Origin of the sequence: Azohydromonas sp. (assembly GCF_035325925.1) — a bacterium.
In the GTDB taxonomy this organism is placed as follows: domain Bacteria; phylum Pseudomonadota; class Gammaproteobacteria; order Burkholderiales; family Burkholderiaceae_C; genus Calidifontimicrobium.
This window is the reverse complement of record NZ_DAOKZA010000044.1, coordinates 14217-30442: the sequence shown is the minus strand read 5'-3', so window position 1 is coordinate 30442 and position 16226 is coordinate 14217. Positions and strand designations below refer to the sequence as shown.

Below are 16226 nucleotides of genomic sequence, written 5' to 3'. Positions count from 1 at the left end.
AAAGCGTGTGTGGGTGAACAGCCCACCGCGGGTTCGAATCCCGCTCCCTCCGCCATGACACCCGCACCCCGCACGGCAAGCCACGCGATGCCCGCACTGCGCGGCGGCCTGCTGGCCCTGCTGGCCGCGGTGCTGTTCGGCGTCAGCACGCCGCTGGTGCAGCGCTTCGGTGCCGGCCTGGGCGCGTTCACGACCGCAGCCCTGCTCTACGCCGGCGCGGCACTGGTGGGCGCGATGACGCGGCGGCCCGCGGCCCGCGAGGCGCAGCTGGCGGCACGCGACCTGCCGGTGCTGGCGGGCATGGCCGCGTTCGGCGCCGTCGCCGGCCCGGTGGCGCTGGCCTGGGGCCTGCAGCGCACCAGCGCCACCAGCGCGTCGCTGATGCTGACGCTGGAAGCCTTGTTCACCGCGCTGCTGGCGGGCTGGGTGCACCGCGAGTCGATGGACCGCCGCGTCCGGGCCGCGCTGCTGCTGCTGATGGCCGGCGGCGCAGTGCTGGTGCTGGACCAGGGGCGCGTCGGCGAGACGCAATTGTGGGGTCTGCTGGCCGTGCTCGCGGCCACCGCGGCCTGGGGGGTCGACAACACGCTGTCGCGCGCGCTGGCCGAACGCGATCCGAGCCAGGTTGTGATGGGCAAGGCCCTGCTCGGCGCCAGTGCCGCGGCGCTGGCGGCGCTGGCGCTGTCCGAACCGCTGCCGAGCGCGCGCGCAGCGCTGGCGCTGGTGCTGGTCGGCGGCACCGGATACGGCCTGAGCCTGCGCCTGTACCTGCTGGCGCAGCGCGCCTTCGGCGCCGGCCGCACCGGCTCGGTGTACGCGTGCGCGCCGTTCATCGGCGCCGCCTTTGCGGTGGCGCTCGGCGATCGCGTGGCCGGCGCCCTGATGCCGCTGGGCGGACTGCTGATGCTGGCCGGCGTGGTGCTGCACCTCGCGGAACGGCACGCGCACGAACACCAGCACGACGCGCTGGAACACGAGCACGCGCACCGCCACGACGACGGCCACCACGACCACGTGCACGACCCGATGCCGGTCGGCGAGCACAGCCACCGCCACCGGCACGCACCGCTGCGCCATGCGCACGCGCACGTGCCCGACGCGCACCACACGCACCGTCACTGAGCGCGGGGCGCGACCGGCTCGACGCACGCGGCGAACGCGCCGCACGGGCCACGCCGGCCCGAGCGCGCATCGCCGCCGGCGTCGAAGGTCGCGGCGGCGAAGCCGGCTCAGCGCATCGGGCGGCGCCGCAGGCGCCGCATCGTCGCCGCGACCAGCGGCTCGATCGCCGACGGGGGAAACGGCGACACGCTGCTGACGTTGATCTCGCACAGCACGCAAGGCTGCAGGTCGCCGGGGCGCGGCTCGCCGAACATGAAGTCGCAGTCCCACAGCAGCGGCAGCCGCTCGGGGAGCAGGCCCAGGCGTTGGCTCAGCAGGCCGACCCATTGCGACTCCAGCCGCCGCTTCAGCCACCGGCCTGCCGCCAGCTGCGGACCGTGATAGCGGCGCGGCCCGGGCAGCGGCTCGCCGGGGTGCAGCGCGTTGACGGCCTGCACGCCGAAGCCGACGACCCGGTCCTCGACGAGGTAGGCGCGCACCATGCCCTCGGCGATGCGCGGCTGCCAGGCCTGGTCGACCATGTGAGCGCCGGCCTCGGGCTCGAAGTACGGGGCCAGCGTCGCCTGCAGGGCCGCGATGTCCATGCGCTGCGGCACACTGCCGCGCCGGGCGTGCTGCACGAGCAGCCCGCCGTCGCCGGCCCGCTCGACGCGCCACACGCCGATGCCGCTGTGGCCGCGATGCTGCTTGAGCACGCGCGGCCCCTGCGCCAGCCGTGCCGGCAGTTCGGCGGCGAGCTGCGCCAGGCTCGCGACGCGGTGCACGTCGCTGCCGAACGGCAGGTCGCGGGTGTCGACGAGCACGTCCTTGGTGCCCAGGCGCAGGATCGTGTCGGGGTGCGTGCTGACGAGCACGCCGTCGGCGGCGACGTCGCGCAGCAGTGCGTCGAGGCGGTCGCGGCGGTGCCCGCCTTCGATCGGGTTGCACCACACCAGCACGGCATCGGTGCGGCGCAGCTGCTCGCGCACCTCGTCGGCAAAGTCGTCGTGCCAGACGGCGGGTTCGGCGGCCAGCCCGGCCGCCTCGAAAGCCGCGAACAGCGCGGCGAAGCGGCTCTCGGCCGGGTCGGCGCGGTCGCGCATGGCGCGGTCGCCCGGGTACAGCAGCGCGATGCGCGGGGGCACGGGTCGGCCCGCGACGTTCAGCGCACCGGCTTGTCGGCCAACGGACGTCCGGCCGCCGCCCAGGCGTCGATGCCGCCGCGCAGGAAACGCGCGTCGATGCCGGCCGCCCTCAACCGCAGCGCGGTGGCGCGACTCACCTCGTGCCCGCGGACGCAGTAGACGACCACCCCGCGTGCGGCGGGCAGTTCACCCGCCCAGTGCGCGACCTGCGCCGGGTCGCGCCAGCGCGCACCTTCGATGACCTGCGACGCCTGCGCGTAGACGCCGGCGCGCCGCACGTCGATCGGCAGCCTTCCCGCCACCTGCTGCGGCGCCACCGCGAAGGGTTCGCTCGCGGCGTGCACCGCGGCCTGGTAGCGCGCGCAGACGCGGGCCCAGTCGATGCGGGCCACGAGGGCGTCGATGCCGGCGCGCGCCGCGGCGCCGTCGTGGCGGGGGGGCCCGTGCAGGTCGGGGGCGAGCACCGCCACGCCGGCGGCGAGCGCGTGCACAGGGTCGGCCGCCCACTGGTTGACCAGCGTGCCGTCGCGTGGCCGCAGCGCGAGCAGCAGCCAACCCGGGGCGCCGCCATGGGCCGTGCGCATCGCGACGAACGCCTCGCGCCAGCGCCCGACGCTGCCGAAGCTGGCCTCCAGCGCCATCGCCCAGGCCGGCTCCATCGTCGTGCCGTCGCCGCCGAGGCTGGCGACGCACAGTTCCTGCAGCGCGGCGACCCCGGCGCGCATCGCGTCCGGATGCCTCGCGGCGCCGGCGTCGTGGTCGGCGTCGCCGCCGTCGTCGCCGATCAGCGACTTCGGCGAACCGCGCCGCGCCTGCGCGTCGATCGGCAACGGGTGGCTGCGAGCGTCCATGGAAGCGCCTCCTTTCAGTGTCACGCCGGCACGAGCAGCGTCACCGCCAGCCCGGCGGCGGCACACACCCCGAGCAGCGGCAGCACGCCGACCTTGTAGCGCCACAGTGCCACCGCCGCGCCGATCGCGATCAACGCCGACGCGACGTCGAAACGCCCGCCGAAGCCCTGCGGCCACAGCACGTGGTAGGCGAAGAACATCGCCAGGTTGACGATCACGCCGACCACCGCCGCCGTGATCGCCGACAGCGGGGCGGTGAAACCCAGCCGGCCGTGCGTGGCCTCGACCGCCGGACCGCCGGCCAGGATGAACACGAAGCTCGGCAGGAAGGTGAAGAACGTCACGACGACGGCGGCCAACGCCCCGCCGGCGAACAGCGCGTCGGGCCCGAGCACCTGCTTGAACCACCCGCCGACGAAGCCGACGAAGGCCACCACCATGATCAGCGGCCCGGGCGTGGTCTCGCCCAGCGCGAGGCCGTCGATCATCTGCGGGCCGCTGAGCCACTGGTGGTGCTCGACCGCCCCCTGGTACACGTAGGGCAGCACCGCGTAGGCCCCGCCGAAGGTCAGCCACGCCGCCTTGGTGAAGAACCAGCCCATCTGCGTCAGCGTGCCGTGCAGCCCGGTCGCGGCGACCAGCGCCGCCATCACCAGCAGCCACAGGCCCAGGCCCGCGGCCAGCACCCTGGCCAGATGGCCGCGCGAGAAGCGCGCGTGGGGTGGCGTCGGCGTGTCGTCGTCGATCAGCGCGGAACCCGGGCCGGCACGCACGCCGCCGTGCCCGCCGCCGAGGGCGAACACCCGGGGCCAGCGCCGCGCGCCGACCGCACCGATCAGCGCGGCAGCGGCGACGATCGCCGGGAACGGGGTGTCGAAGGCGAAGATCGCGACGAACGATGCCGCCGCGATGCCCCACATCCAGCGGTTCTGCAGCGCCCGCGTGCCGATGCGGTACGCCGCGTGCAGCACCAGCGCCGTCACCGCCGGCTTCAGCCCGAAGAAGATGCCGGCCACCACCGCGACGTCGCCGAAGCGCAGGTAGATCCAGCTCAGCGCGACGAGGATGAACAGCGACGGCAGCACGAACAGCGCGCCGGCGACGATGCCGCCCCAGGTGCGGTGCAGCAGCCAGCCGATGTAGGTGGCCAGCTGCTGGGCCTCCGGACCCGGCAGCAGCATGCAGTAGTTCAGCGCGTGCAGGAAACGCTGCTCGCTGATCCAGCGTCGGCGTTCCACCAGTTCGGTGTGCATGATGGCGATCTGCCCCGCCGGCCCGCCGAAGCTGATGAAGCCCAGCTTGAGCCAGAAGCGCAAGGCCTCGGCGAACGGCACCGATGCGGGTGCAGCCGCGCGGGCCGGGGGTGCCGTCGTGGTCATGCCGTCGCGGCCGGGGCCGCGTACAGCGCGTCGAACACCGTGGCCGCGGCTTCGACCAGCCGGTCGTCGTCGGCGTGCACCTCACGCAGGCCGGCGAGCACCGCCTCGAGCCCCGCCGCCTCGGGCGCCGGGATGCCGCCGACGTCGAGGTAGTGCACCGCGCGGGCGATGCGCTGCACGCGCGGGTCGCCATCCAGGCCGAAGCTGGCGGCCAGCACCTCGACGCTGACGCGCGCGCCCGCGTGCGTGAAGCGCGCGCCGTCGAAGTCGAAGCCCAGCGCGCCGCGCGGCGGCGGCGTCGCGCCCGCCGGGTCGGCGAGCCACACGAAGCGGGCGTCGGGGTCGACGAAGCGCCGGATGAGCCAGGCACAGGCCAGGCGGTCGACCCAGGGGCGCGCGCGCGTGGCCCAGCGCTTGCCGCGGAACCTGCGCGCGTCGAGCCGCACGATGCCCTGCGCCGCGCGCGCCACCGGCTCGCCGCGCGAGAAGCGCCCGTCCAGCGCCAGGCGCAAGGCGTCGAGTTCGGCGCGGGCCTGATCGGCGGCGGCACCCGGATAGTGGTCGACCTGCTCGATCGCCTGCAGCGACTCGGCGACGGCGCGCAGCCGTCGCCGGGCCTCGGCCTCGTCCAGGCTGCCCAGCGCACCCGCCAGCGCCTGCGCCTGCGCGCGCCATGCCCGATAGTCTTCGCTGCGGTCGAACAGCGCCAGCAGTTCAGCGCGCAGCGTGTCGTCGCGCGTCGACAGGTCGAGCACGCTGGCCTGGCCGCCATGGGCTCGCACCTCGGCCGTCACCCGGTCGAACAGGGCGCACCGCGCGGCGGGCAGCAGGTACACCCCGTCGCGCAGCGCGGCCGCGCCCAGGGCCTTCAGCGAGCGCCACACGCGCAGCCGCACGGCGCTGGGCTGCGTCGGCAGCGTGAGGAAGAGCGCGCTCCACATGGATGAAATATATGCTACGCAATCAGAAATAACTATTTCTCTCTACTCGACGACCCCCGTGTTCGAAGCCGGCTCGCAAGGCCGACACGGCCCGGCAGCTCGTGCATCGGCAGCGGCACCACCAAACCGGCGGCCGCCGCGAGCGCGGTGACGACCCGGCACGCGCCACGGCCGAACGCCTCGCGCCGTGTCGTGGGCTGGCGTGCGGCCGGGTGCGGCCGCGGTGTGCGCAGCCCGGCCGCGTCCATGCCGCAGCGCGGCTTGCCGGCGGCGGCGCCGCCTGCGGGGGGTCGGTTCAGCGGTACACGCCGCGCGGATGCGTGCGGCGCGCCTCGGCGGCGTCGTCGTACAGCGCACGGTACTGGCGCGCCGCGTCGTCCCAGCCGAAGGTCTGCGCCATCGCACGGCGCATCACCTGCTGCCAGCGCGCCGGCTCGCGGAACAGCGCCCACACGCGGCGCAGCGCGGCGTCAACGGCGTCGGCGTGCGCCGCGTCGAACACGAAGCCGGTGGCGCGGTCGGCGGCAAGCGCGGCTTCGTCGGCGTCGACCACGGTGTCGGCCAACCCGCCGACGCGGCGCACCAGCGGCAAGGTGCCGTAGCGCAGCCCGTACATCTGCGTCAGCCCGCAGGGCTCGAAACGCGACGGCACGACGATGACGTCGGCGCCGGCCACGACGCGGTGCGCACGCGGCTCGTCGTAGCCCAGGTGCAGCGCCACCTGCTGTGGGTGGCGCGCCGCCGCGGCGCGCAGCGCCTGCTCCAGCGCGGCCTCGCCGCTGCCCTGCACCACCAGCTGGCCGCCGCGTTCGACCCACGCCGGCAGCGCGCCGAGCAGCAGGTCCAGCCCCTTCTGCGACGTGAGCCGGCTGACCACGCCCAGCAGCGGTGCGTCGGCGCGCTCGGGCAGGCCGAACTCGCGCTGCAGCGCGGCCTTGCAGTAGGCCTTGCCGGCCAGCGACGCGGCGTCGTAGCGCGCGGCGATCGCGCGGTCGGTGGCCGGGTTCCACAGGGCGCCGTCGACGCCGTTGAGGATGCCGCGCACGTCGGCGCCGCGGTCGCGCAGCACGCCTTCGAGCCCGCAGCCGAACTCGGGCGTGGCGATCTCGCGCGCGTAGGTGGGGCTGACGGTGCTGATGCGGTCGGCGTACAGCAGCCCGGCCTTCATGAACGACACCTGGCGGTGGAACTCGATGCCGTGCGGCCACAGCACCCGCTGCGACAGCCCGAGCAGCGCGAAGTCGCCCAGCGGGAACAACCCCTGGTAGGCCAGGTTGTGGATCGTGAACACGCTCGCCGCGGCGGTGCTGGGGTGCATCGCCAGGTGCGCGCAGGCCAGCGCGGCGTGCCAGTCGTGCGCGTGCAGCAGCTCGGGTTGCCAGCGCGGATCGAGCTCGCCGCCGGCCAGGTGCGCCGCGGCCCAGCCGAGCAGCGCGAAGCGCTGCAGGTTGTCGGGCCAGTCGTGGCCGTCGGGGCCCAGGTAGGGGTTGCCTTCGCGCCGGTACAGGTACGGCGCGTCGAGCACGTAGGCCGGCACGTCGACGCCGTGCAGCCGCCCGTGCAGCAGGGCGACGCGCGCGGCGCCGAACATCGGCCCGAGCTGCGCCACGGTGCGCGCGCCGTGCAGCGCGCCGGCCACCGCCGGCAGCCCGGGCAGCAGCAGCTGCGTGTCGACGCCCTGCGCGGCCAGCGCCGGCGGCAGCGCGCCGACCACGTCGGCCAGCCCGCCGGTCTTGACCAGCGGGAACACCTCGGCGGCGACCTGCAGCACCCTCATGCCGGCGCGCCCGGCTCGCCCAGCCGCTTCAGCATCTCGGACGTGACCAGCGTGATGCCGGCCTCGCTGCGGTAGAAGCGCCGCGCGTCGGCGGCCGGGTCGTGGCCGATCACCATGTCGTCGGGAATCACGCAGCCGCGGTCGACGACGACGCGGTTCAGCCGCGCGCGGCGGCCCACCTCGACGCCGGGCAGCAGCACCGACCAGTCGACCTGCGCGTACGAGTGCACGCGCACGCTGGAGAACAGCACCGAGCGCCAGGTGCGCCCCGAGACGATGCACCCGCCCGAGACCAGCGACTCGATGGCCATGCCGCGGCGGTCGTCGACGTTGTGCACGAACTTCGCCGGCGGCAGCTGCGGCTGGTAGGTCCAGACCGGCCAGCGCGTGTCGTACAGGTTGAGCAGCGGGTCGGTGGCGGTGAGGTCGATGTTGGCGTCCCAGTACGCGTCGATGGTGCCGACGTCGCGCCAGTACGGCTCCTCGCCGGGGTGCGTGCCCACGCAGCTCAGCCCGAACGGGTGCGCCACCGCCTCGCGCCGGCGCACGACGTGGGGGATCACGTCCTTGCCGAAGTCGTGGCTCGAGGCGGCGTCGAGCATGTCCAGGCGCAGGTGCTCGTACAGGTAGTCGGCGTCGAAGACGTAGATGCCCATGCTCGCCAGGCTGATGTCGGGGCGCCCGGGCATCGCCGGCGGGTCGGCGGGCTTCTCGACGAAGTCGGTGATCAGCCGGCTGTCGTCGATGGCCATCACGCCGAAGCCGCTGGCCTCGCGCCGCGGCACCTCGATGCAGCCCACCGTGCACGGGCGGCCGTGCGCGACGTGGTCGGCCAGCATCAGCGCGTAGTTCATCTTGTAGACGTGGTCGCCGGCGAGCACGACGACGTAGTCGGCGTCGTAGCCGGCGAGGATGTCCAGGTTCTGGTACACGGCGTCGGCGGTGCCGCGGTACCAGCTCTCCTCGTCGACGCGCTGCTGCGCCGGCAGCAGGTCGACGAACTCGTTCATCTCGCTCTTCAGGAAGGCCCAGCCGCGCTGCAGGTGGCGCAGCAGGCTGTGGCTCTTGTACTGCGTGATCACCGCGATGCGCCGGATGCCCGAATTCATGCAGTTCGACAGCGCGAAGTCGACGATGCGGAACTTGCCGCCGAAGTACACCGCAGGCTTGGCGCGACGGTCGGTGAGGTTCTTCAGCCGGCTGCCGCGGCCTCCGGCCAGCACCAACGCGACGGCGCGCTTGGGCAGGTCGAAGCTCGATGCCAGTTCGCTCGGATCCATGCGGCAGCCCCTCGGGTCGGTGTACGTCGATGCGCATGATGCAACGAAAAGGGCGCCGGCCTCGCGGCCGGCGCCCTCGGTTGCAACGCCCGGGTGCGGATCAGCGCACGACGGCGATCTGCTCGCGCTGGCCGCCCTTGTAGGTGAACAGCGTCAGCGCGCCGTTCTTGATGTCGCCCTTCTCGTCGAAGGCGATGGTGCCGGTCACGCCCTTGTGGTTGCTCTTGACGAGCTCGGGCAGGTACTTGGCCGGGTCGGCCGAACCCGCGCGCTGCATCGCCGCCACCATCACGTTGACAGCGTCGTAGACGTAGGGGGCATACAACTGCACGTCGATGCCGAACTTCTTCTTGTAGTCGGCTCTGAACTTGTCGAGGCTGCCCTTGAACTCGCCCTCGACACCGCCGGCTTCGGCGCACACCACCTGGCCATCGGCCATCGTGCCGGCGGCCAGCTTGGGCAGTTCGCCCGTGCAGATGCCGTCACCGCCCATGAACTTGGCGTTGATGCCCAGCTGCTTCATCTGGCGCAGCATCGGGCCGGCGACGGCGTCCATGCCGCCGAAGAACACGACATCGGGGTTCTTGCCCTTCAGGCTGGTCAGGATCGCGGTGAAGTCGGTGGCCTTGTCGTTGGTGAACTCGCGCCCGACGACGTTGCCGCCCTTGCCCTTGACGCCCTTCTCGAACTCGTCGGCCACGCCCTGGCCGTAGGCGGTGCGATCGTCGATGACGGCGACGCGCTGGCCCTTGAGTTGCTCGACCGCGTAACGGCCCAGCGTGCCGCCGAGGTGCACGTCGTCGGCCACCACGCGGAACGCGGTCTTGTAGCCCTGGCGCGTGTAGCGCGGGTTGGTCGCCGACGGCGAGATCTGCGGGATCCCGGCGTCGTGGTAGAGCTTCGACGCGGGAATCGTCGTGCCCGAGTTCAGGTGGCCGATCACGCCGTTGACCTTGCTGTCGACGAGCTTCTGTGCCGCCGCGGTGCCCTGCTTCGGGTCGGCGGCGTCGTCTTCGGCGAGCAGTTCGAACTTCGCCTTCCTGCCGCCGATCGTCACGCCCTTGGCGTTGAGTTAGGTGCGCACTTGCTGCACACCGGCAGGCGCTGCGGCACTGTCCTTCCGCGCCGGTCCTTTGCCTCGAACTCCAGCACTTCGGCGCTCAGTTCCTGCGGCGTCCTCCACAAGCCGCACTTGCCGCACTGCACCTGCTTTATCCCCGCCTTGCGCTGCACCTCCGCCCACTCGTGCCAGGCCAAATATCCTTCCGGCGGCAGGTCGCCAGGCTTGTACGTTTCCTGCGCCAATATGCATGCAACTTTCATCTCTTCGCCTCCGCGCACCTAACAAGCCAATCAAGCCGACCTGTCGCGGCAAGCCGCGCCAGTCGGCTTATCTGCAGCGTTCATCGATGGCCATGCGCGCGCCGTTTTCGTTGTCCTTGCCCAGGTGGGCGATGGAACCGCTGGTCGGGCCGACGTGGCCGATCTTGACGACGAGATCCTGGGCCGCGACGGTGCCCGCGAACAGCAGGGCAGCCGAGGCGACGATGACGTTCGCTCTGACTTGCATGCGATACCTCCGGTGGTTTGCGGTGAGCGGAGAGGGTTCTTCTCAGCGGCGCGAACGATACTCCAACTGCGCCGCGTTGCCGCTGCGGGTAAGTGCGAAGCCGCGCCAGGCGGGTTCAGCGTTTGCCGTCGGCCGCGTCGTCGCCGAAATCGCCCGCGCGCGGCTCGTCCGCGCGGCCGTCGCCGCCGCGCCCTTCGCCGCCGTTGGGTTCGGGCTCGGTCAGCGCGCCGGCCACGGCGTCGGCCACCGCGCTGCGCAGTTCGGCGGCCAGCGCGGTGCGCGCGTCGGCCACGACCACCGTCGTCAGCCGCGCCAGCGACTCGCGCAGCCGCGCCTCGACGAAGGCGTCGATGCGCGGCAGCAGCGCGTCGAGCAGCTGCGTGCCCAGTGCGGCGGCGTCGATCGGCGGCGGCGCGGGCGGCGCCGGCGGCAGCTCGGGAGCGGCGGGTTCGGCAGGCGCCGGAGCGGCCGAGGCCGGCAGCGGCGGCAGCGCCACCTCGACGACCTCGGTCAGCGTGGGCAGGCGCGCACCGACGGCGTGCGGCTCGAAGGGCTGGCGGCGCAGGTCCACGCTCAGCCCTCGCGCTGCGGGTGGTGCACGACGTCCCAGCCGGCGGCCTTGTACGCGTTCCAGCGCCGGCGCCCGGCCTGGCGATCGTCGTCGCTGGCGTCGACCAGTTCCACGACGCGATCGAACGCCGCCGCGTCGCCGGGCCAGTCGGGGCCCAGGTTGACCAGCACTTTGCAGCCGGGCGCCGGCGTGCCGGCGTCGACCAGCCAGATCGGCGTGCGCTGCGCGACGCGCTCGGCCGGCGCGGCGCCGCGCGCCAGCCGCAAGTGCGGGATGAACTCCTGCGGCTCGAACACCCACAGCTGCGCGTCCAGCCGCGCCAGCGTCGCCGGCGCGCCGGTCACCGCCACGCGCTGGCGCTGGCGCCAGGCCTTGCGCAACAGCCGGCAGGCGTAGCCGAGCTTGTCGCTCACGCCGGTGTGGAACGCGACCTCGGGCACGGGCGCACTCGCCTGGCTGACGGGCACGTTCAGCGCGCGCGCGACAGCACGAAGTGCGTCAGCAGCCCCACCGGACGGCCGGTGGCGCCCTTGTGCGTGCCGCTCTTCCACGCGGTGCCGGCGATGTCCAGGTGCGCCCACGGCAGGTCCTTCGCGAAGCGCTGCAGGAACTTCGCCGCAGTGATCGCGCCGCCGGCGCGCGGGCCGACGTTGGCCATGTCGGCGAAGTTGCTCTTCAGCGCCTCGTCGTACTCGGCGTCCAGCGGCATGCGCCACGCCGGGTCGAGCGCCGCGGCGCTGGCGGCGAGCAGGTCGGCGGCGAGCGCGTCGTCGGCGCTGAACAGCCCCGAGTGGTGGTGCCCCAGCGCGATCATGCACGCGCCGGTGAGCGTGGCCACGTCGACCACCGCCTGCGGCTTGAAGCGCGCCGCGTAGGTCAACGCGTCGCACAGGATCAGCCGACCCTCGGCGTCGGTGTTCAGGATCTCGATCGTCTGCCCCGACATCGAGGTGACCACGTCGCCGGGTTTGACCGCGCGCCCGCCGGGCATGTTCTCGCACGCCGGGATCAGCGCGACGACGTTGACCTTCGGCTTGAGCTGCGCCACCGCGCGCATCGTGCCGAGCACGCTGGCCGCGCCGCCCATGTCGAATTTCATCTCGTCCATCTCGGCGGCGGGCTTGAGCGAGATGCCGCCGGTGTCGAAGGTGATGCCCTTGCCCACCAGCACCACCGGCGCGTCGGTCTTGCCCGCGCCCTGATAGCGCAGCACGATGAAACGCAGCGGCTCGTGCGAGCCCTGCGCGACGGCGAGGAACGCGCCCATGCCGAGCTTCTCGACGTGCTTGCGCTCGAGCACCTCGGCCTTCAGCCCGTGCGACTTGGCCAGCGCGCTGGCCTGGTCGGCCAGCGCGCCGGGCGTGAGGTGGTTGGCCGGCCGATTGGCGCACTCGCGCGCCAGCGTGACGCCGGCGGCGATGGCCTCGCCGCGCGCCAGCCCGCGTGCCAGCACCGGCTGCTGCGCCTTCGTGCCCAGCAGCGTGACGCTGGCCAGCGCGGCAGGCGCCGGCGCGCTGGGCTTGGTGTGGCGGTACAGGTAGACGGCGTCGGCCACGGCCAGCGCCAGCGCCTCGGCATGACGGTCGTCGACGGCATCGGCGCCGGCCAGCGCGACCGCGAGGCGCTTCACGCCGGGCGCCTTGAGCGCCGCGAGGCCGGCCGCCAGCGCCGCCTTCACCGATTTCGGCGACGCATCGGCAGCGGCGGCGAACGCCAGCCGCGCGACCTTCGCGCCGGCCGGGCGGTGCAGGTACAGCGTGCGCGAGGGCTTGAGCTCGAAGTCGCCGTGTTTCACGGCGTCGTCGAGCAGCGGCGCGAGCGCCGCGTCGAGGTCGGGCGGCGCCTTGTCGCCGACGAGCACGACGAGCAGCGCGTCGGCCGCGACGGCGGCGATGCCGCCGGCCGGAAGGGTCTGGGTGCGCAAGTCCATAATGAGCCGAGGTTCTCAGATCGGTCGATGTTATTCGATAGCACAGTGCGCCGAGAGCTGGCGCGCACCTTCGGCGCGACGATGGTCGTGATCCTGACCATCGTGCTGACGATGTTCCTGATCCGCACGCTGGGTCAGGCCGCGGGCGGCGCCATCGCGCCGCAGGACGTGGTGTTGCTGCTCGGCTACCTCTCGCTCGGCCACCTGTCGACGATGCTCGCGCTGTCGCTGTTCGTGGCCATCGTCGTCACGCTCGGGCGCATGTACCGCGACAGCGAGATGGCGATCTGGTTCGCCAGCGGCGTCGGGCTGGCGCGTTTCGTGCGCCCGGTGCTGCGCACCGCGTGGCCGGTGCTGCTGGTCGTCGCGTTGCTGATGACCTTCGTCTGGCCCTGGGGCAACCGCATGGGCACCGACCTGCGCGAGCGCTACGAGCAGCGCAGCGACCTGTCGCGCGTGACGCCCGGCGTGTTCCAGCTGTCGCGCGACGGCAGCCGCGTGTTCTTCATCGAGCGCGCCGACGACGACGCGGTCGACGCGCGCAACGTGTTCGTGCTGACGCAGCGCGACGGTCGCGAGTCGGTGGTCACGGCGCTGGCCGGGCGCCTCGAGTCCGACGAGGGCCGGCGGGTGCTGGTGCTCGAGAAGGGCCAGCGCAACGAGACCGACGCGGCCAGCGGCGAGCGTGCGCTGGCGACCTTCGACACCTACCGCATCGTCGTCAGCGAGCGCGCGCTGCGCCGCGCCGAGGACCGCCCGCCGCGCGAGCTGAGCACGCTGGCGCTGCTGCGCGAGCCGCAGCCGGCGCGCCAGGGCGAGCTGGTGTGGCGCTTCGGGCTGCTGCTGGGCGCGGCCAACCTGGTGCTGCTGGCGATCGGGCTGTCGGCGGCCAACCCGCGGCGCGCGAGCAACTGGAACCTGGTGTTCGCGCTGCTGGCCTTCGTCGTGTATTACAACCTGATCACGCTGAGCCAAGCCTGGGTGGCCGGCTCGCGGCTAGGCATGGGCACGGCCCTGTTCGGGCTGCACGGGGCGGTGTTCGTCTTCGCGATGGCGCTGCTGTGGTGGCGCGACCACGCCGCGGTGACGCCGCTGCTGGCGCGCCGGCGCGCGGCGGGGTGACACGATGCGCACCGTGCGCCGCCTGCTGTACCGCGACATCGTCGGCTCGGTGCTGTTCGTCGCGCTGGCGTTCCTGTCGCTGTTCTTCTTCGTCGACCTGGTGGGCGAGCTCGGCAGCGTCGGTCGCCAGGGCTACACCACCTGGGACGCGGTGCGCGTGTGCCTGTACGAGGTGCCGGGCAACTTCTACGAGCTGTTCCCGATCGCGGTGCTGATCGGCACGATCTTCTCGCTGTCGCGGCTGGCGCAGTCGTCGGAGTTCACGATCCTGCGCACCGGCGGGCTGGGGCCGGCGCGCGCGCTGGGGCTGCTCGCGGCGCTGGGCGCGGTGTTCGCGCTGGTCACCTTCGTCGTCGGCGACCACGTCGCGCCGGCAGGCGAGCGTGCCGCGGTGAACGTGAAGGTCGAGGCGCGCGGCGCGCGGCAGATCGGGCGCACCGGCGCCTGGCTGAAGGACCGTCACGTCGACGACGCCGGCGCCGAACGCAGCGTGTCGGTCAACGTGCAGCGCATCGGCCGCAGCGGCGAGCTCGAGGGCATCCGCATCTTCGAGTTCGACGCGCAGCAGCGGCTGGTGCAGCGCATCTCGGCGGCGGGCGCGCGCATCGGCACCGACGACATCTGGCAGATGCGCGACGTGGAGCGCACTGTGTGGCCGTCGCCGCAGGCCGCCGGCGAGGCGCCGCCGGCCGTGCGCACCGAACGCCACGCGCAGTGGCCCTGGCCCAGCCACCTGCGCGCCGACGTCGTCGCGGCGGCGGTGCTGCCGCTGGCCACGATGTCGACCTACGAACTGTGGCGCTACGCGGCGCACCTGGCCGACCAGGAGCAGGCGGCGCAACGCTATTCGATCCAGTTCTGGAAGAAGGCGCTGTACCCGCTGGCGTGCCTCGTGATGGTGGCGCTGGCGCTGCCGTTCGCCTACCTGCACGCGCGTGCCGGCGGCGTGAGCTTCAAGGTGTTCGGCGGCATCATGCTGGGCATCAGCTTCGTGCTGCTGAACAACGTCTCCGGGCACCTGGGCATGCTGCGCGACTGGACGCCGTGGCTCGCCGCCGCGCTGCCCGGCATCGTCTACCTGCTGCTGTCGCTGGCCGCGTTCGCGTGGCTGGTGCGTTACCGATGACCCCCCCGACCGACAAGCCCGGCCTGCTGCTGTTCGCCCACGGCGCGCGCGACCCGCGCTGGGCACGGCCGTTCGAGGCCGTCGCCGCGCAGGCGCGCGCCGCGCGCCCCGGCACCGAGGTGGCGCTGGCCTTCCTCGAGTTCCTCGCGCCCGACCTGGCCGCCGCCGGCGAGGCGCTGGCCGCTGCAGGCTGCACGCGCATCGACGTGGTGCCGCTGTTCCTCGGCGCCGGCGGCCACGTGCGCAAGGACGTGCCGCCGCTGCTCGACGCGCTGCGCGCGCGCCACCCCGGGCTCGAGGTGCGCCTGCACCCGGCGGTGGGCGAACGCGACGAGCTGGTCACGGCGATGGCGCAGGCCGCGTTGGCGCTCGCCTGCGGCGAAGGAGTCGCGCAGCGATGAACCTGCACCAGTTGCGCTTCGTCCAGGAGGCGGTGCGCCGCGGCCTGAACCTGACCGAGACCGCCAAGGCGCTGCACACCTCGCAGCCGGGCATCAGCAAGGCCATCCTCGAGCTCGAGGAGGAGCTCGGCGTGGACATCTTCGCGCGCCACGGCAAGCGCCTGAAGCGCGTCACCGAGCCGGGGCAGCAGGTGCTCAAGTCGGTCGAGATCATCATGCGCGAGGTCGCCAACCTGAAGCGCATCGGCGAGGAGTTCAGCCTGCAGGACGCCGGCACGCTGTCGATCGCGACCACGCACACGCAGGCGCGCTACGTGCTGCCCGAGCCGGTGGCGCAGCTGCGCAAACGCTACCCGAAGGTGCACGTGACGCTGCACCAGGGCTCGCCCGAGCAGGTGGCGCGCATGCTGCTCGACGACGTGGCCGACATCGCGCTGGCCACCGAGTCGCTGGCCGACCACGACGACCTGGTGACGCTGCCGTGTTACGAGTGGCAGCACGTGGTCGTCGTGCCGGCGGGGCACGCGCTGGCCTCGGTCGAGCGCCCGACGCTCGAGCAGCTCGCCGCCGAGCCGCTGGTCAGCTACCAGGCGGCGTTCGCCGGGCGGCGGCGCGTCGACGCCGCGTTCGCGCAGCGCGGCCTGACGCCGCGCGTCGTGCTCGAGGCGATCGACTCCGACGTCATCAAGACCTACGTGCGCCTCGGCCTGGGCGTGGGCATCGTCGCCGAGATGGCGATGCGCGGCGAGACCGGCGGCGACCTGGTCGCGCGGCCGGCCGGGCACCTGTTCGGCAGCAACATCTCGCGTGTCGCGTTCAAGCGCGGCGCGTACCTGCGCCACTTCGTCTACGCCTTCGCCGAGCTGCTGTCGGACCGGCTCACGCGCGCGCTGCTCGAGCGCGCGATGGCCGGCGGCGGCGAACGTTATGAACTGTGACCGCCGGAATCGACCTGCGGTCGCCTCCGCCCACGGGGCGCCGCCAGCGGGCCGGCGAAGCCGGACCCGCTGCGGCTGCCTGCAGGCACCGATC

The 16226-nt window shown here is 73.2% G+C and carries 14 protein-coding genes and 2 pseudogenes; 5 read left to right on the top strand and 11 right to left on the bottom strand.

From position 1 onward, the window contains the following. Positions 1-87: 87 nt before the first annotated feature. Positions 88-1122, top strand: a complete 1035-nt coding sequence (locus PKC53_RS14845; RefSeq protein WP_324429935.1) for a DMT family transporter — start codon at positions 88-90, stop codon at positions 1120-1122. Between the two features lie 107 nt (positions 1123-1229). Here PKC53_RS14845 and PKC53_RS14840 read toward each other — a convergent pair whose 3' ends face one another. From PKC53_RS14840 to PKC53_RS14790, 11 genes and pseudogenes are all read right to left on the bottom strand, one after another. Then, on the bottom strand, positions 1230-2246 hold the full coding sequence (locus tag PKC53_RS14840) for a Cj0069 family protein (RefSeq protein WP_324429933.1): 1017 nt from the start codon (positions 2244-2246) through the stop codon (positions 1230-1232). 17 nt (positions 2247-2263) lie between these two features. Then, a complete protein-coding gene (locus PKC53_RS14835; RefSeq protein ID WP_324429931.1) occupies positions 2264-3097 on the bottom strand; it encodes a rhodanese-like domain-containing protein in 834 nt (277 codons plus the stop codon). 20 nt (positions 3098-3117) lie between these two features. Further along, the gene (gene chrA / locus PKC53_RS14830) at positions 3118-4476 is read right to left on the bottom strand and encodes a chromate efflux transporter (protein ID WP_324429929.1); all 1359 of its coding nucleotides are present in this window, start codon (positions 4474-4476) and stop codon (positions 3118-3120) included. Further along, on the bottom strand, positions 4473-5417 hold the full coding sequence (locus PKC53_RS14825; RefSeq protein WP_324429927.1) for a chromate resistance protein ChrB domain-containing protein: 945 nt from the start codon (positions 5415-5417) through the stop codon (positions 4473-4475). The genes chrA and PKC53_RS14825 overlap by 4 nt, the downstream gene beginning before the upstream one ends. 295 nt (positions 5418-5712) lie before the next feature. Then, on the bottom strand, positions 5713-7194 hold the full coding sequence (gene glgA / locus PKC53_RS14820) for a glycogen synthase GlgA (RefSeq protein WP_324429925.1): 1482 nt from the start codon (positions 7192-7194) through the stop codon (positions 5713-5715). Next, a complete protein-coding gene (gene glgC, locus PKC53_RS14815) occupies positions 7191-8474 on the bottom strand; it encodes a glucose-1-phosphate adenylyltransferase (RefSeq protein ID WP_324429923.1) in 1284 nt (427 codons plus the stop codon). The genes glgA and glgC overlap by 4 nt, the downstream gene beginning before the upstream one ends. A gap of 100 nt (positions 8475-8574) precedes the next feature. Then, positions 8575-9546 (bottom strand): annotated as a pseudogene (locus PKC53_RS14810) (branched-chain amino acid ABC transporter substrate-binding protein); the annotation flags it as partial. Positions 9547-9876: 330 nt separating this feature from the next. Next, a pseudogene (locus tag PKC53_RS14805) lies at positions 9877-10044 on the bottom strand (branched-chain amino acid ABC transporter substrate-binding protein); the annotation flags it as partial. A 115-nt stretch (positions 10045-10159) separates the two neighbouring features. Then, a complete protein-coding gene (locus PKC53_RS14800) occupies positions 10160-10615 on the bottom strand; it encodes a hypothetical protein (protein WP_324429921.1) in 456 nt (151 codons plus the stop codon). A gap of 2 nt (positions 10616-10617) precedes the next feature. Continuing rightward, on the bottom strand, positions 10618-11055 hold the full coding sequence (locus tag PKC53_RS14795) for a DNA polymerase III subunit chi (protein ID WP_324429919.1): 438 nt from the start codon (positions 11053-11055) through the stop codon (positions 10618-10620). 29 nt (positions 11056-11084) lie between these two features. After that, positions 11085-12545, bottom strand: coding sequence for a leucyl aminopeptidase (locus PKC53_RS14790; protein ID WP_324429917.1), 1461 nt, complete (start codon positions 12543-12545; stop codon positions 11085-11087). Between the two features lie 27 nt (positions 12546-12572). Here PKC53_RS14790 and lptF point away from each other — a divergent pair, with 27 nt between their 5' ends. The 4 genes from lptF to PKC53_RS14770 are packed head-to-tail and all read left to right on the top strand — an operon-like array spanning position 12573 to position 16132. Then, positions 12573-13667 carry an LPS export ABC transporter permease LptF gene (lptF, locus tag PKC53_RS14785; protein ID WP_324429915.1) on the top strand — a complete coding sequence of 365 codons (1095 nt, stop codon included), beginning with the start codon at positions 12573-12575 and terminating at the stop codon, positions 13665-13667. Positions 13668-13671: 4 nt separating this feature from the next. Beyond that, a complete protein-coding gene (lptG, locus tag PKC53_RS14780) occupies positions 13672-14793 on the top strand; it encodes an LPS export ABC transporter permease LptG (protein ID WP_324429913.1) in 1122 nt (373 codons plus the stop codon). Beyond that, positions 14790-15194: a CbiX/SirB N-terminal domain-containing protein gene (locus tag PKC53_RS14775; RefSeq protein ID WP_324429911.1), complete on the top strand. Its 405-nt coding sequence runs from the start codon at positions 14790-14792 to the stop codon at positions 15192-15194. The genes lptG and PKC53_RS14775 overlap by 4 nt, the downstream gene beginning before the upstream one ends. Then, positions 15191-16132, top strand: coding sequence for a CysB family HTH-type transcriptional regulator (locus PKC53_RS14770; protein ID WP_324429909.1), 942 nt, complete (start codon positions 15191-15193; stop codon positions 16130-16132). Before PKC53_RS14775 ends, PKC53_RS14770 begins: the two co-directional genes overlap by 4 nt. Positions 16133-16226 lie beyond the last annotated feature (94 nt).

Bases quoted from the DNA above. Each gene is read 5' to 3' on its own strand.
- PKC53_RS14845 (WP_324429935.1), top strand. From the start codon at position 88: ATGCCCGCACTGCGCGGCGGCCTGCTGGCCCTGCTGGCCGCGGTGCTG.
- PKC53_RS14835 (WP_324429931.1), bottom strand. From the start codon at position 3,097: ATGGACGCTCGCAGCCACCCGTTGCCGATCGACGCGCAGGCGCGGCGC.
- chrA (WP_324429929.1), bottom strand. From the start codon at position 4,476: ATGACCACGACGGCACCCCCGGCCCGCGCGGCTGCACCCGCATCGGTG.
- PKC53_RS14825 (WP_324429927.1), bottom strand. From the start codon at position 5,417: ATGTGGAGCGCGCTCTTCCTCACGCTGCCGACGCAGCCCAGCGCCGTG.
- glgA (WP_324429925.1), bottom strand. From the start codon at position 7,194: ATGAGGGTGCTGCAGGTCGCCGCCGAGGTGTTCCCGCTGGTCAAGACC.
- glgC (WP_324429923.1), bottom strand. From the start codon at position 8,474: ATGGATCCGAGCGAACTGGCATCGAGCTTCGACCTGCCCAAGCGCGCC.
- PKC53_RS14790 (WP_324429917.1), bottom strand. From the start codon at position 12,545: ATGGACTTGCGCACCCAGACCCTTCCGGCCGGCGGCATCGCCGCCGTC.
- lptF (WP_324429915.1), top strand. From the start codon at position 12,573: ATGTTATTCGATAGCACAGTGCGCCGAGAGCTGGCGCGCACCTTCGGC.
- lptG (WP_324429913.1), top strand. From the start codon at position 13,672: ATGCGCACCGTGCGCCGCCTGCTGTACCGCGACATCGTCGGCTCGGTG.
- PKC53_RS14775 (WP_324429911.1), top strand. From the start codon at position 14,790: ATGACCCCCCCGACCGACAAGCCCGGCCTGCTGCTGTTCGCCCACGGC.
- PKC53_RS14770 (WP_324429909.1), top strand. From the start codon at position 15,191: ATGAACCTGCACCAGTTGCGCTTCGTCCAGGAGGCGGTGCGCCGCGGC.